The organism is Streptomyces poonensis, from assembly GCF_014650915.1.
GTDB lineage: Bacteria > Actinomycetota > Actinomycetes > Streptomycetales > Streptomycetaceae > Streptomyces > Streptomyces poonensis.
Window position 1 is genome coordinate 114,743 of the sequence record NZ_BMVW01000011.1, and the last position, 13,383, is coordinate 128,125.

Genomic DNA, 13,383 nt, shown 5'->3' on the forward strand with positions numbered 1-13,383 from the left:
GGATGCTGTGGAAGGTGATCGGCCGGGCCTGTCGACAGAGGTCAGGCAGCGCGCTGTTCTTCGGGGTAGGTGCAGGCCACGCATGTGCCGAGTGAGGTGGGGATGACGTATCCGGCATCCCGTCGGCAGGCGGGGCAGGTGCGGCGGGCGGCGTTCGCCTTGGTCAGCGCCGCCCACTTCGCGGGGGTCATGGGCCGGACGGGCTTGGCCTGCTCGATCGAGTAGAGGTAGGCGACCAGCGGGCCGCGGCAGCGCCGCGGACGCTCAATCTGCGCGGCGACGTCCTGTCCGCCGGGCCGCAGCCCGCGGGCACGGAGCTGCCGACGGGTGGCCAAGCCCTCCGGCGCAAGTCGCCAGGAGTAGACCGGGATGGAAGCCATTACCGGCCCGCGATGGCCAGCTCAGCGCCGCCGGTGTCGGGCCCTCGGTAGTCGGCGTAGCGAGCGGAGACCCACCCGACCGACCAGCCGCACAGCTCGGCCGCGGCCCGCACCGGCAGCCCGGCATCGAACGCGGCCCGCACCGTCGCGCGCGCCCGGACCTCCGGGAACTTCTCGGCCGCCGGTCCGGCGGCCAGCAGGGCGGCGCGTTCACGCTCGGCCCGTGCCTCCCGCTCGGCGTGTTCACGGCGTTCACGCTCGATGCGCTCACGTCGTTCCCGCTCGCGCCGTTCGGCCTCTGCGCGTTCACGGCGTTCACGCTCCAGCCGGGCCTGTTCACGCTCGCGTTCGGCGCGTTCATGCGTCTCCCGCTCGGCCCGCTCCCGCGCCTCGCGTTGGGCGCGTTCCTCGCGTCGCGCGGCCTCTTCCCGCTCGGTCTGTTCACGGGCCAGGCGGGCTTCGTGCTCGCGCTGTTCACGGGCGAGCGCGGCGGCGTGCTCGCGCTCCTCCTGGGCCCGCCGCTCCGCGGCTTCCCGCTCCTCGGCCGCGGCCCGCTCGCGTGCCTCCCGCTCCGCTCTGCGCTGTTCGTCCAGGGCGGTGACGGCGGCGGCGATGGCGCGCCGGTAGGCGAGTCCGGTCTCCGCGGTGACGATCAGCAGCAGCGGCGCGACCGCGTGCACGGCCACGCCCACCAGGTCACTCTTCAGCGCGGAGTCCGCGACGTTCAGTGCCAGGGTCATGCCGCCGGTCATCCACCGCAGCACGATGGGCCACTTCCCGCCGTGCCCGCCGAGCCGGGCGAGGACGGCGTCCAGGCGGACCACGATGACCACCGCGGCATCAACCACGAGAGGCAGAATCGGCGCCGTCCAGTCCCACTCGTCCGGGGTGTGCCGGGCGGCGAGGGGGGTGACGGTGAGGATCGAGTACAACATCGCACCCGCGACGATCAGCCAGGTGCCGGCCGACAGGGCGCGCTCGGCTGAACGGACGTGATCGGTGTTCACGCGTCCACCTCCGCCCGTGAACGCACCCGCACGGCGGCGATCAGGCAGACCGGCGAGGCAGGGTCGTCAGGTATGTCGCTGTCCTCGGTCCACGCCCACTGAGCGCCCGGCACCGGGCCGAAGTCGAGCGCGGTGAGCGCGTTCACGCGTTCCGTGAACGTGGGCACCGGCGCCGTGCGGCCGAAGTCGTACTCCGGCCACGGATCGACGGTGTTCAGCAGCACCACGTACAGGCGCCACCGGCCGCGGTGCATCGACATCTGCGCGGTGAACTCGGTCGCCATCAGGCCGCACCTCCCAGCGCGAGCAGCACCGCGAGGATGAGCAGGGCACCGCCCGCGCAGGTGAGATCGACCGCGCGGCGCAGGGTGGTGAACTTGGCTACCGCGAGCCGGGAGAGTCCGGCGATGTCGGCGGCCAGGCTCCCGGCCATGGCGTCGGTGATCTCCTCGGCGGTGAGGGTGGCCCACAGAGGGAAGCCGTGCCGGCCGCGCAGGTTCGGCCGCACCGACCGCAGCAGCAGCCCGGCCGCCGCGACCAGCAGCGCCATCCCGCACCCGCCCGCGATGTAGGCGGGAAGGTTCAAGGGTGCGTCCTTGGCGACCGTCCAGGCACCCGCCAGCACCGCGCCGACGAACGCCAGCAGCAGCCCGGTCTTGGTGTCGGTCCGCGCGATCTCTGCCTTCACCTCGGCGTGCGCGGTCATCAGGTCCCGGTCGGTGGCGCTCATGCAGCACCCCCGCGCTGGCTCGTGCCGGTGGTGCGGTTGATCAGTGCGACCCGCGCGGCCAGCGCCCGGCGGCGGGCTCGGCGGATGCGGCGCGCGTCCACCTCGTTCGGGGTGCGGTCCAGGGTGGCGATCTGAGCGTCCAGCAGCTCGACATTCGCGAGTATCGCGGGCATCTCCCGCTCGATCGCGTCCAGCTCCGCGTCCGTCGGCTCCATGTAGTCGGCGAACGCGGTAACGGCGTCCTGAACAGTGACGATGTGGTCCATGGGTCGTGGTCTCCCTAGCAGGTGAAACGGCCCGAACAGCGGCTCCCGGGGTGCCACCCGGGAGCCGCGCGCCGTTGAAGTCGGGACATCCGGCTCCCCTCGGCGCCGCTCGTACGAGACGAGCGGCGGAGGCAACCGGCCGCAGCATCGCTGCGGAGGTTGGGTTGCGCTGTACCTCACGCGGGGTGAGCCCGCGTGGCCGCCTACTTGGCCGAGGAGAGGCGGCGTGATCCCCATTCAGTTGTCAAAGGACCGACGCTTCCTTCGTACTCACCCCTGCGGGGGCTTTCCTCCGGGCGCATTCGTGCTGGTCAAGCAGCCACGGCTCACCCGACTTCGTCTTGCCTAGGGGGGCTTGCCGTCTTGCCTGATAGGTGCCGTAGGCAAACCCATGGCTGCGCGCAACCCCCTCTGGCGATAGAGTCGATAGGGCCCCTAGGCAACGATGGGAGAGTCGTGAACGACGACATGGAAAAGGTCTCCGGGATCACGGACCCCGTTGACCGCGCCAAATCGGCGATCGACCTGATGGCGCGCTACCAGAGGCACGTGAATGAGCTGTCCCGCGTCCGCCGGGAAGCGATCGAAGAGGCTCAGGCATCGGGCTTGACCCAGGCCGAGATCGCGAAGCGCCTCGGCGTCAGCCGCGGCCGGGTCGGCCAACTCGCATCCGCCGGCCCCCCGCCGGAGCGGGCGTTCTTCGGCACGGATCTGGTGACGGTGTCGCTCGGCGGTAAGTACGAAGCAGGCAAGGGGCCCGACCAGCACCCCAGCGAAGTAGTCACCCGCGAGGACCTGAACAACTTCGAGCACCTGCGCAAGATGCTGGGCGGCATGAAGCTGGACGCTCAGTACGAGGTGATCCCGACAACCGGCATCGTCAACCTCAACCGGGACAATCACGTCGTCATCTGTGGTCCCCGCCTGTCCCCGATCGTGGCGCAGGTGCTCGAAGGTGACGACAACCTTCGGTTTGCCAAGGACCGGGCGTGGCACCTGGTGGATCAGGTGGCCGGGAAGGAGTACCGGTCACCCATGGACGAGGACGGATCGGCCGGTGACGTCGGCTACCTGGGACGTCTCCCCCGCCTGGACGGGAAAGGAACGTTCCTCTACATCGCCGGCATCCATGCGATCGGGGCGAACGGAGTCGTGCACTACCTGGAGAACAACCTGGCAGACCTCTACAGGGAGGTACGGACCCGCCGCTTCTCGACCCTAATCTCCTGCCGTTACAACTCGGAGACGCTCGAAGTGCTGGAGAGTCGACGCGTCACTCCCCTATACCGACACGAGGGCTGAGAGCATGCGCGTCGCCATAGACACCCAACCCGGCGGAGCCGCTCCTAACGAAGACTGGGTGGCCGGCACACCGACGCTCGCCATCGTGCTGGACGGACTCAGCACGGCGGGTCTCGACACGGGATGCCGCCACGGCGTCCCGTGGTATGTGACCCAGCTCGGCAGTCAACTCGTTGCTGCGCTGGCAAACCCGAGTGCCTCACTCTCGGAAGGCTTGGCGGATGCCCTTGAACAGGTGGCGGCGCTGCACTCCGAGTGCGATCTGAACAACCCCGGAACACCCTCCGCAACAGTAGCGATCCTTCGGCAGCGGGAAGCATTCTTCGATCACCTGGTTTTGGCGGACTCCCCCATCGTCCTTGAAGGACATGGAGGCTTCTCCGTACTCACCGATCTACGCGTGGATGACGTTCTCCCCGATCTGCGCGCCGAAGTCGAGCAACACGAGACCCACACGCCAGAACACAAAAAAGCGCTGCGGCGATTCGTGACCGCGCAACGGCAGACCCGCAACACACCGACCGGATATTGGGTGGCGGCCTCCCGTCCGGACGCGGCAGAGCACGCGCTAGTGGGCAGTACTCCCGCCGAAGACGTACATTCCGCAGCAGTCCTGTCGGACGGCACCTCGCGTCTCGTCACGGAGTACTCCATGGCGACGTGGCACGAAGTCTTTACGATGCTCCGGACTGGGGGACCACGCGAGCTGATCAATACCGTGCGGAAGGTAGAGGCCACAGACCCGACGGGGCGACGGTGGCCTCGCTACAAATCCGGCGACGACGCCTCCGTTGCCTTCTGTCAGTGGTGATACCCGTTCGTTAGTGACGGTCGATCCGCCTCGTTCCGTCTCACTCACCCCCGCCCGAAACTGCCCACAGCGGTTCATGTAGCGGGGGTTTAATACGGCAGGTTACGCGCTCGCGCGCCGTAACGCCCCTTACGGTCATCACTGCGAGGACTCACGGAGCCGGAAGGCAATTACGGGCTCCCAACTTTCTCAAGCTTTCATTGATTCTCTGCGACTGTCGATCTGCCTCCTTCGCCAGCGCATCGAACTCGGTCAGCGCGTCATTCGGGCTCGTCATGTCAACACTGCGCAACACCTCAGCCACCCTGTATATTTTGTGGCTCAGCGACCATAGTTCATCGGAAACTTCTTTTGTCTCATCGGCCCTAGAGTTAGGTGTGCGAATTTCACTGAGATCCGCCGCCTGCATATTAACTAGCCCGGCCATGTCATAGAAGGAGTTACCGGCGAAGATATAGTCGCTTCGAGTGGCAATTCCTTGCATGTTCGCCAAGCCTAGTCGTTCTAGAGCATCATCCTTGTCTCGTTCGGATTTTTCTATGCCACCTTGTGTCTTCGCGCAGACGGCGTTCGCCTCCTTGCCCCAATCCTGAATCGTGTATGACGGTTCCGGCCATATCTGGATCACTCCGATAATGACACCGGTGACTGCTGCTGCCGCTCCGACAATCTCCAGAATGCGCCGCCGAGAGATACCGCTGCCGCTCCCAGGCGGCGACCCTTCGTCACTCGAGTCGTCAACCATTATATTCCCCCGTGATCTTCAATCCTTCTGAGCGAGCATTTAGGTCCGGAACGTCTTGCTGTCCATCCAGAAGCTCGACCCGATGCATCATTTAAGCACTGGACGCACGCCGCGAGAATGGAATCAAGCGCACCTCGTCTGATATCGGTGACCCTTTAACGAGTGACGGCTACTGCAACGGCCGTACCCGTGCACAGGTCTCCGCCTAATCGGCGCACAGTAACCGTCCCATGGTGGACAAGCCGTCACCTGACTGTACTCAGTCGGTAGAGCACCCGGTTCGGGACCGCCTTGAAGTCGAACACGAGTTAGTTGGGTCACTAAGGGCCATCATGGAAGCCATTGGATTTCCTTGTTGCCCAACCTCTTCAGTTCGGACCAGTCGCCACTTCTGAAGAATTGACAGAACCATCTCGCTGTAGACCTCTGGGGTATCCCAGTATCTACTTGCGATGCTTTATTACCGCTGATTACAGTGCTACGTAGCCAAGTTGAGACCTGGTTGCTGGCTTGCATCCCGAAGCGCCTCGACGAATCAAGCCAAGTCCAGGGCGCCCCTCTTCCGCCCGCCGCACGGCTAAGGACAGGTTTGACTACCTGAGGGTGGCGAGCAGCATGCCATCGGGCGGTTCCACGCTCTCGTCTCAGCGCCGCTCCTTGTCCTGGTCTCTGTCCACTGCACTGACGGCCGCCACCGTTCGCCGCCGTACACCCACCCCGTCTGACCTGCCCCGCGAACCCTTACGAACGCCCCCGAACGGCCACGCGAACAGTTGGAAAGCGGGCTGGGTGCAACCTCTCATAGGAGAGTTGGTGGGCAGCGCCAGCGCGTTCGTGGTGAGCCGAGAGCTGTGCTGCAGTTGCCAGAGGTGGCGGGGAGGTCCGGTGAACGGTTCACGGATGCCGGGACGCCCGCATGCTCGTCAAATCCACGCCGTTTGGTTGCATACCCATCTGCCCTGTGTCGGCCGGCCCGGCCGCGATGGCCTGAACCAGCGCAGTCACTGCCTCAGCCTGTTGCTCTTCACTCAGTCGGCCATGTGCGAGTAGCCGTTCGGCGGCCAGATACCGGGAGAACTCCAGTGGCTGATCGAAATAGGCCTCAAGGTGCTCCGCTGCGCTTTCTTGAGACCGCACGAAAGTCTTGCTCACAAATCCAGCCAAGGCCGCCGACACCCCACCGAGTGCTCCCGCTACGATCGCCCCGGCCGTCGTACTTGCATTCATCGACAAGATAACGAACGCGATCAAGAGAGTGAATCCGGTAACCATGGCCATCTGCGCGCTGGCGAACGATCGTTTCGCCTGGTGAGTGACTATTTCGTGGTAGTAGTCCAACCTTCGATGTGTAAGTGCCCACAAGCTTGCCAAGGCGAGATCGCGAGTATCATCCGCTCGGTCTCGAGCCTCAGCACCCGCAGCGTCGGTCTGTATAAGTGCATTCTCAAGCCCGCGCTCAGCATCCCGGACGCGCTCACGGCCCTGTTCGAGCTGCCTTCTACTTCTCGGAGATACGAGAAAAACTGCGGCGTTACCTAACGTGATCAGGACGCCAAACGTTATCCAGGCCCACGCATGCTCCGATTCGAGACGACTTCCGATACCCCACCAAAGTAACCCATAGATGGACGTAAGTGACGCCGTCACCAGGATGGGGCGTATCCAACGGTCTCGGCTACGATCTCGCTGCGGACGCTCTGAGGCCGTAGGAATCCTCGCTTGCGCTTCATCCCCCATAACCAAGCAGGATGCTCCCCCTTGAGAAGCGCCGCCAGTCCTCTGGCACACCGCCTCCGCCGCGTGACATCCCACGACGCACGGGAGGCTGTGAAGGCTGCTCAGGGCCCACGAGCAGACGACCGGACCCGGTCAGACCGTTCGGTGGCTTCGTCATCCAGGCGCCGGCGTCGCTGTCGGGGCTATGGGGGTAGTTGGCCATCCTCCGGCCAGAAAGGTGGACTCGGATGCGTGCGTACGCGAGAAAGGCGAGGTCAACGGGCGCTCCAGGGGCGACCAACGGCCGGTCTTGAAAACCGTCGTGGCGCGAGTCACCGTGGGTTCAAATCCCACACCCACCGCGCGGTGAACGGCCTCTGACCAGGTGACATGGTCGGGGGCCGTCGCTGTGTCCGCTCCCCGTGAGCGACCGGTGTTCCCCGTGGTTCCCCGCTCGAACGGGCACGCGAGGGGCACGACTATGCTCCGCCCATGCGCTACCTGGCATAGCAGTTCGCGATCGGCGCCCTGCGGCGTGGCCAAGGGATTGAGCAGTTCCTCGGGCCAGCGACGACAGCTCAGGGCCGTGGCATCAAGTGGGCCGGGATCGAGCCCACCCGACGTGGGTACGTGGTCACGCTGCACGTACAGGAAGACGTTGGCGATGAAAAGTTCTGCGACCTCCTGGAGTTTCCGCCGCTGGACCCCGATGACGAGTTCGGGCAGGACCTCGTGATCACCGATGACGAGCACATCGCGCTAGAAGGCTCACCGGTGGTGAGGAGTCGGCTAGTGAAACCGTCGTGGCGCGAGTCACCGTGGGTCGAATCCCCCACCCACCGCGCACGTCAACGGCCCCTGACCAGGTGCAATGGTCAGGGGCCGTCGTATTGCGAGGTGCCCGCTCGGCACCCGTATCCACCGCAGTTCCCCGGCGGGTCGGGCATGGATGGGGCACGACCTTCTGCTCGGGATCGGTGGCTCAGCTCTCCGGGTCGTACATGATCTCGCGCACCTCCTGTGCGCAGCGGCACGCCTCGGCGATCTTCGCAGCCCACATCAGCGCGTCCTCGCGTGACGGGACCTCGATGATCGAGAAGCCGCCGACGACCGCCTTGGTCTCGGGGAACGGTCCGTCCGTGACCGTGCCGTCGGTGGCCACGATGCTCGCCTGCTGACGGTCCACTCCGGCGCCGAAGATCCAGACACCTGCGTCCTTGGCCTCCTGGACCACCCGGTGGGATGCCTCGCCGACCGCCGGGAGGTCCTCCTCGGGGAAGTTCATCGATCCGTCGTCGAACGAGATCAGGTACCGCGCCATCGTGTTCGCCTCCTTGCTCAGCGACCACCTGGCCGCCTGGTCGCTGCTCCCGGTCGTACGGACTGTGTCAGCTTCTCATCGGTCGTCTCGCCCCGCTTCAACGAGAGGTCGGCGGGGGGACTTTGGCCGCGAGCTGCTCCGGGGCGAGTGATCACGGCCCCGTATGCTTCCGGCGCGTCGGGCAGTCTGTGGACCCGGCGACGTGCCGGTCACCGATCAACTCGCTGATCGTTCCCGAGCTCGGTGACAAAGAGCTGTCCAGCCTCCGGCCGAACACGGTCGCCGAGTGGGTCGGCGGGGTGAGGACCAGGGGGCTGAGCGCTCTCGGATACGGCAGGCGTACCGGGTCCTGTCGCAGGTCGGGGCGGACACCTGGCTCAGCGGATCGGGCACCGATGGTGGCGACTCTTCGAGCGTCCCTTCGGACTGACCATCGATCCGCTCAGCTCACGGCCCCTGACCGTGCACGCGGTCAGGAGCCGCGGTGTGTCTTCGTAGACACGCGGACCTCGCCGGAGGGCGGCGCTGCTCGATATCGCCAGATCTGACCTTGCGGCCTCGTGAAGCTTGTGCGATCGGCGCGAGATCGGACGGTAGGTGCTCTACGGCTGTCGCCCCGTCATCCGTGCCGCCGAGGCGATCGTCGAGAGGGCCTCGCGTTCCGTCAGGCCTGTGCGGACGGCGGCTTCGAGGAGGGCAGGGGCGAGTTCGGGGCCGATGCCGTTCTCGTAGGCGCGGCAGGCGGCCCAGAAGAGACGGGTGTTGCGCTGGCCCTCGTGGGCGGCGAGGACGAACTGGACGAGGCCCTCGCCTTGCCGGCCGCCGGACGAGGCGGTGGGCCGGCGGGGGCGCGGCGGCGGCAGCAGCAGGCGCAGGAGGGCCGGTGGGCAGGGAGCGGGCGCGAGGTGGGACGTGCCCGGGGCGGTGCTGTAGACGCCGTGGTCGGTACGTGATCCGGGGCCGACCAGGTAGCCGCCGGCGCCCCTGATGTCGATGCCCGGGGCCAGTCGGCCCGCCGAGTTGGGGACGGCGACGTCAGGCGGTCCGGTCAGCCACAGATGGCGGCCGCCGCTGGGAGTCAGTACGACGACCGTCTCGGGGATGGTGAAGAGGTGGCGCAGTGCCAGTTCGCGCAGGGCCGCCGGAGCGTCCGTACCGGACTTGGTGTCGAGGTCGACGCCGATCAGATGGTGCGGGGGAAGGCCGCAGGCGATGCCGTAACCGGTCGCCTGTGGTGCGGCGGCGAAGAGTGCGCGAATGCGGTGCGGGTCGGTCGAGGCGTCGTACACGCCGTGCCCGAAGCGTCCGCACTCGCCGTGGCACTGGGTGGGTGAGGGGTCGTCGCGGTGTGGGGAGCGCAGGGCCGGGAGCTTCTTCCGGGACAGGGGGATCACCGCCAGTCCGCGTTCGGCCGCGGACAGGGCGTGCGCCAGGGCCAGGATCGTGGCCTGCCGGTCAGGGGTGGCCATGGCTTTATTTTCGTACGAGTGTTCGAAGAAGGGAAGGGGTGGGTCGGGGAAGGGCTCGGCTGTCCGGGTGGCGTGGCGGATGGGGGTCGAGGTGTGCAGGAACGCTTCTTCCCTTGGGGCGCGCGGGGTCCTTGGGGGTGAGGTGTGTTGCGTGTGCCGTGCCGCGAGGTGCGTGATGGCTGAAGTGGTTTATCGACATGGTCATCACGCTTCGGTGCGAATCGCACCTTTCGGGGTGGTTACGTGAGGATTCCGTGGGTGATTCTGGAGAAGCGACGTCGAGCTCAGCTCCGAGGCGGTCGGCCAACCACCCCGGAACCAGCCGTACTTCACCCACGCGTCGGCCGGGGAGCCGGTGCGTATTCGGTCCTGGAGGAGAAGAACATGGCAAGCATCCGTACCGCCCGTGCCCTTGCCGCCGTAGCGGTGGTGCCCCTCGCGGTCGCCCTCTGCTCCGGCGCCGCCACGGCGGACCACGGCGTCCCACCGAAGAGCGGGACGAACGCGGGCGTGGCCAGCGCCGTCGGCGGGGCCGGGAAGGACAACAGCGGCAACTCGTCCACCGTGCAGCAGCAGGCGGTCGGCTCCGGTGCCGTGAACCAGAACGACACCACCCAGATCAACAAGTCCACGTTCACGGTCATCGACCAGTCGAAGGGCAACGTCGCCGTCGACTTCACCCCCTGCGGCAAGCCGGCGGACGGTGGTCACCACCACCCCTGAGGTCCGGTAAGGGCGAGGAGGGCGCCTCCCGCAGCGAACGGCGAACAGCGAACAGCGAACAGCGCACGAGGCGTCTGCGCGGCGGTGCTTGGGTACCGCCGCGCGGGTGCTCGGTGCTCGGTGCGCGTGCGCCGGCGGCGGGCGACCCTGAGAACCCACCCCCACTACCCGGGGGCCGCTCGTCCACCTTCAGGAGGTGGGGTCAGCACCCCGCCTACAACCTGAGGGGGAGTCTTCTTCGGCACCTGCGGCCGATCCGCCGGAACGGCGTCACTCATAGCGTGGAGTCATGACCACACCCGTCTGCACCAGCGCTTCGAATGCCGCGACGGCAGCGCGGCAGACCCATTCGTACCCGTCGTTCTCGTCGTACGTGAGGGCTCGCCAGCCGGTGCTGTTGCGTACCGCCCGGTCGCTGACCGCGAACCCGAGCGACGCGGAGGACCTGCTGCAGACAGCGCTCACCAAGACGTACGTCGCCTGGGACCGGATCGAGGACCACCGGGCACTCGACGGCTATGTGCGCCGTGCCCTGCTGAACACGCGGACGTCCCAGTGGCGCAAGCGCAGGGTGGACGAGTTCACCTGCGACGAGCTGCCGGAGCCGGAGGTGATGCCCGTCGGCGACCCCGCGGAGCAGCAGGCACTGCACGACGCGATGTGGCGGGCGATCATGCGGCTGCCGGCCCGGCAGCGGGCGATGGTCGTCCTCAGGTACTACGAGGACCTGAGCGAGGTGCAGACGGCCGAGGTGCTCGGGGTGTCGGTGGGCACGGTGAAGTCGGCGGTGTCCCGGGCGCTGGGCAAGCTCCGCGAGGACCCTGAGCTGGGGCTCGTGCGGTAGAGCGCCTCGTCCGTGGGGATCGCTGGGCCTCTTGCGGGAACTGTCGAGTCCTTCGCGGAACGGAGACTCCCGAGGCCCGCACGGAAACCGCCGAGCCCTTGTGGTGCTGCTCTCGCGCGGCAAATCGTGGGGGATCACTCGTACGGCGGATCGGCCGCAGGCTTCGCACGGAGGATCCTCCGGCTCGTCGGCGCCGTCCGCTCAGGCCGCCGAACCGCTTGCGAAGCGCCTCTCAGCACCCGCTCCTCCTGATCGATCATTCATGCAGGTAGTGACATACCACGCGGTATGTGCGCAGAATCAGCGCAACCCTTACTACCGCGTAGGCAGAGTCGCCCCGGGAGGACGCCGTGCTGAGCACCATGCAGGACGTACCGCTGCTGATCTCCAGGATCCTGGCCCATGGGTCGTCCATCCATGGGACGTCGCTGGTGACCACATGGACCGGCGAGGGAGAACCGGCGCGCCGCTCCTACGCCGAGATCGGGGCCCGGTCGGCACAGCTCGCGCATGCGCTGAGGGAGGACCTGGGAGTCGAGGGCGACGATCGGGTAGCGACCCTCATGTGGAACAACGCCGAGCATGTCGAGGCGTACTTCGCCATCCCCTCCATGGGTGCCGTGCTGCACACGCTGAACCTGCGCCTGCCCGCCGAGCAGCTCATCTGGATCGCCAACCACGCCGCCGACCGGGTCGTCATCGTCAACGGTTCGCTGCTTCCCCTCCTCGCTCCGCTGCTCCCGCACCTGACGTCGGTCGAGCACGTCGTCGTCTCCGGTCCGGGCGACCGGTCGCTGCTCGGCGGTGCGAGCGCGCGTGTGCACGAGTACGAGGAGCTTCTCGCCGGCAAGCCGACCGCGTACGAGTGGCCGGAGCTGGACGAGAGGTCCGCGGCGGCCATGTGCTACACCTCCGGCACCACCGGTGACCCCAAGGGCGTCGTCTACTCCCACCGGTCGATCTACCTGCACTCCATGCAGGTCAACCTGACCCAGTCCATGGGCCTGACCGACCAGGACACCTCGCTCGTCGTGGTGCCCCAGTTCCACGTCAACGCCTGGGGGCTGCCGCACGCCACCTTCATGACCGGCGTGAGCATGCTGATGCCGGACCGTTTCCTGCAGCCCGTGCCGCTCGCACAGATGATCGAGCAGGAGCGCCCCACGCACGCGGCGGCCGTCCCCACCATCTGGCAGGGTCTGCTCGCCGAGCTGGGCGCCCACTCCCGGGACGTCAGCTCGCTCGGGCAGGTCACCATCGGCGGTGCGGCCTGCCCGCCGTCGCTGATGGAGGCGTTCGACAAGCTGGGCATGCGCGTCTGCCACGCCTGGGGCATGACCGAGACCTCGCCGCTCGGCACGGTCGCCCGGCCCCCGGCCCACGCCGTCGGTACGGAGGAGGAGTTCACGTACCGCACCACGCAGGGCCGCTTCCCCGCGGGCGTCGAGGCCCGGCTCACCGGTCCCGGTGGCGAACGGCTGCCCTGGGACGGCGAGTCGGCCGGCGAACTGGAGGTGCGCGGACCGTGGATCGCGGGCGCGTACTACGGCGGTGAGGGCGCCGAGGTCCTGCGCCCGGCCGACAAGTTCAGCGAGGACGGCTGGCTCAAGACCGGTGACGTGGGAACCATCAGCGCCGACGGCTATCTGACCCTCACCGACCGCGCCAAGGACGTCATCAAGTCGGGCGGCGAGTGGATCTCGTCCGTCGAGCTGGAGAACGCCCTCATGGCCCACCCGGACGTGTCGGAGGCCGCCGTCGTCGCCGTACCGGACGACAGGTGGGGCGAGCGGCCGCTCGCCACGGTCGTGCTGAAGGAGGGGTCCACCGCCGACTTCACCGCTCTCAGGTCCTTCCTCGCCGAGGAAGGCGGCATCGCCAAGTGGCAGCTCCCCGAGCGCTGGACGGTGATCGAGTCGGTGCCCAAGACGAGTGTGGGCAAGTTCGACAAGAAGGTGCTGCGCAGGCAGTACGCCGAGGGTGAACTGGACATCACGCGGCTCTGACGCCCGGCGGCCGATGCAGGAAGGGCACGCATCGCAGGAATCGAGGGATCAGGGTGGCGGCCA

At 67.2% G+C, this 13,383-nt stretch carries 14 protein-coding genes, 1 tRNA gene and 1 pseudogene; 7 read left to right on the forward strand and 9 right to left on the reverse strand.

Translation table 11 applies throughout. The features are described 5' to 3' along the window. Positions 1-41: 41 nt before the first annotated feature. Genes IE242_RS24650 through IE242_RS24670 form a run of 5 tightly spaced genes read right to left on the reverse strand, consistent with a single transcriptional unit; the run spans position 42 to position 2,383 of the window. On the reverse strand, positions 42-380 hold the full coding sequence (locus tag IE242_RS24650; RefSeq protein ID WP_189862852.1) for an RRQRL motif-containing zinc-binding protein: 339 nt from the start codon (positions 378-380) through the stop codon (positions 42-44). Beyond that, the gene (locus tag IE242_RS24655; RefSeq protein WP_189862854.1) at positions 380-1,387 is read right to left on the reverse strand and encodes a DUF2637 domain-containing protein; all 1,008 of its coding nucleotides are present in this window, start codon (positions 1,385-1,387) and stop codon (positions 380-382) included. The genes IE242_RS24650 and IE242_RS24655 overlap by 1 nt, the downstream gene beginning before the upstream one ends. Further along, complete coding sequence (locus tag IE242_RS24660; protein WP_189862856.1) at positions 1,384-1,671, reverse strand: DUF6303 family protein; 288 nt, start codon at positions 1,669-1,671, stop codon at positions 1,384-1,386. Before IE242_RS24660 ends, IE242_RS24655 begins: the two co-directional genes overlap by 4 nt. Continuing rightward, positions 1,671-2,117, reverse strand: coding sequence for a Pycsar system effector family protein (locus IE242_RS24665; RefSeq protein ID WP_189862858.1), 447 nt, complete (start codon positions 2,115-2,117; stop codon positions 1,671-1,673). Before IE242_RS24665 ends, IE242_RS24660 begins: the two co-directional genes overlap by 1 nt. Continuing rightward, complete coding sequence (locus IE242_RS24670) at positions 2,114-2,383, reverse strand: DUF6284 family protein (protein ID WP_189862860.1); 270 nt, start codon at positions 2,381-2,383, stop codon at positions 2,114-2,116. Before IE242_RS24670 ends, IE242_RS24665 begins: the two co-directional genes overlap by 4 nt. A 456-nt stretch (positions 2,384-2,839) precedes the next feature. On the opposite strand from IE242_RS24670, the gene IE242_RS24675 reads away from it, so the two are divergent. Both IE242_RS24675 and IE242_RS24680 read left to right on the forward strand, forming a co-directional pair. Beyond that, complete coding sequence (locus tag IE242_RS24675; protein ID WP_189862862.1) at positions 2,840-3,685, forward strand: sigma-70 region 4 domain-containing protein; 846 nt, start codon at positions 2,840-2,842, stop codon at positions 3,683-3,685. A gap of 4 nt (positions 3,686-3,689) precedes the next feature. After that, entirely contained in the window at positions 3,690-4,496 is an 807-nt protein-coding gene (locus IE242_RS24680) for a protein phosphatase 2C domain-containing protein (protein ID WP_189862864.1), read from the forward strand. Between the two features lie 151 nt (positions 4,497-4,647). Here the strand turns inward: IE242_RS24680 and IE242_RS24685 are convergent, their stop codons facing one another. Beyond that, positions 4,648-5,241, reverse strand: coding sequence for a hypothetical protein (locus IE242_RS24685; RefSeq protein ID WP_189862866.1), 594 nt, complete (start codon positions 5,239-5,241; stop codon positions 4,648-4,650). Between the two features lie 894 nt (positions 5,242-6,135). After that, entirely contained in the window at positions 6,136-6,579 is a 444-nt protein-coding gene (locus IE242_RS24690; RefSeq protein WP_189862868.1) for a TRADD-N-associated membrane domain-containing protein, read from the reverse strand. 650 nt (positions 6,580-7,229) lie between these two features. Between IE242_RS24690 and IE242_RS24695 the strand changes: the two genes are divergently transcribed. Then, positions 7,230-7,316 (forward strand) — tRNA-Ser (locus IE242_RS24695). A 623-nt stretch (positions 7,317-7,939) separates the two neighbouring features. On the opposite strand, the gene IE242_RS24700 is transcribed toward IE242_RS24695, so the two are convergent. Continuing rightward, positions 7,940-8,278 carry a YciI family protein gene (locus IE242_RS24700; RefSeq protein ID WP_067272919.1) on the reverse strand — a complete coding sequence of 113 codons (339 nt, stop codon included), beginning with the start codon at positions 8,276-8,278 and terminating at the stop codon, positions 7,940-7,942. A 197-nt stretch (positions 8,279-8,475) separates the two neighbouring features. Here IE242_RS24700 and IE242_RS39560 point away from each other — a divergent pair. Then, a pseudogene (locus IE242_RS39560) lies at positions 8,476-8,639 on the forward strand (tyrosine-type recombinase/integrase); the annotation flags it as partial. A 241-nt stretch (positions 8,640-8,880) separates the two neighbouring features. On the opposite strand, the gene IE242_RS24705 reads toward IE242_RS39560, so the two are convergent. Continuing rightward, on the reverse strand, positions 8,881-9,747 hold the full coding sequence (locus IE242_RS24705) for a bifunctional DNA primase/polymerase (RefSeq protein WP_189862870.1): 867 nt from the start codon (positions 9,745-9,747) through the stop codon (positions 8,881-8,883). A gap of 384 nt (positions 9,748-10,131) precedes the next feature. Between IE242_RS24705 and IE242_RS24710 the strand changes: the two genes are divergently transcribed. From IE242_RS24710 to IE242_RS24720, 3 genes are all read left to right on the forward strand, one after another. Beyond that, positions 10,132-10,470 carry a hypothetical protein gene (locus IE242_RS24710; protein ID WP_189862872.1) on the forward strand — a complete coding sequence of 113 codons (339 nt, stop codon included), beginning with the start codon at positions 10,132-10,134 and terminating at the stop codon, positions 10,468-10,470. Positions 10,471-10,759: 289 nt separating this feature from the next. Beyond that, positions 10,760-11,314 (forward strand): SigE family RNA polymerase sigma factor, encoded by a 555-nt coding sequence (locus tag IE242_RS24715; RefSeq protein ID WP_189862874.1) that lies wholly within the window; start codon positions 10,760-10,762, stop codon positions 11,312-11,314. 362 nt (positions 11,315-11,676) lie between these two features. Then, entirely contained in the window at positions 11,677-13,320 is a 1,644-nt protein-coding gene (locus tag IE242_RS24720) for a long-chain fatty acid--CoA ligase (RefSeq protein WP_189863067.1), read from the forward strand. Positions 13,321-13,383 lie beyond the last annotated feature (63 nt).

Bases quoted from the DNA above. Each gene is read 5' to 3' on its own strand.
- IE242_RS24650 (WP_189862852.1), bottom strand. From the start codon at position 380: ATGGCTTCCATCCCGGTCTACTCCTGGCGACTTGCGCCGGAGGGCTTG.
- IE242_RS24660 (WP_189862856.1), bottom strand. From the start codon at position 1,671: ATGGCGACCGAGTTCACCGCGCAGATGTCGATGCACCGCGGCCGGTGG.
- IE242_RS24665 (WP_189862858.1), bottom strand. From the start codon at position 2,117: ATGAGCGCCACCGACCGGGACCTGATGACCGCGCACGCCGAGGTGAAG.
- IE242_RS24670 (WP_189862860.1), bottom strand. From the start codon at position 2,383: ATGGACCACATCGTCACTGTTCAGGACGCCGTTACCGCGTTCGCCGAC.
- IE242_RS24680 (WP_189862864.1), top strand. From the start codon at position 3,690: ATGCGCGTCGCCATAGACACCCAACCCGGCGGAGCCGCTCCTAACGAA.
- IE242_RS24685 (WP_189862866.1), bottom strand. From the start codon at position 5,241: ATGGTTGACGACTCGAGTGACGAAGGGTCGCCGCCTGGGAGCGGCAGC.
- IE242_RS24700 (WP_067272919.1), bottom strand. From the start codon at position 8,278: ATGGCGCGGTACCTGATCTCGTTCGACGACGGATCGATGAACTTCCCC.
- IE242_RS24705 (WP_189862870.1), bottom strand. From the start codon at position 9,747: ATGGCCACCCCTGACCGGCAGGCCACGATCCTGGCCCTGGCGCACGCC.
- IE242_RS24710 (WP_189862872.1), top strand. From the start codon at position 10,132: ATGGCAAGCATCCGTACCGCCCGTGCCCTTGCCGCCGTAGCGGTGGTG.
- IE242_RS24715 (WP_189862874.1), top strand. From the start codon at position 10,760: ATGACCACACCCGTCTGCACCAGCGCTTCGAATGCCGCGACGGCAGCG.
- IE242_RS24720 (WP_189863067.1), top strand. From the start codon at position 11,677: ATGCAGGACGTACCGCTGCTGATCTCCAGGATCCTGGCCCATGGGTCG.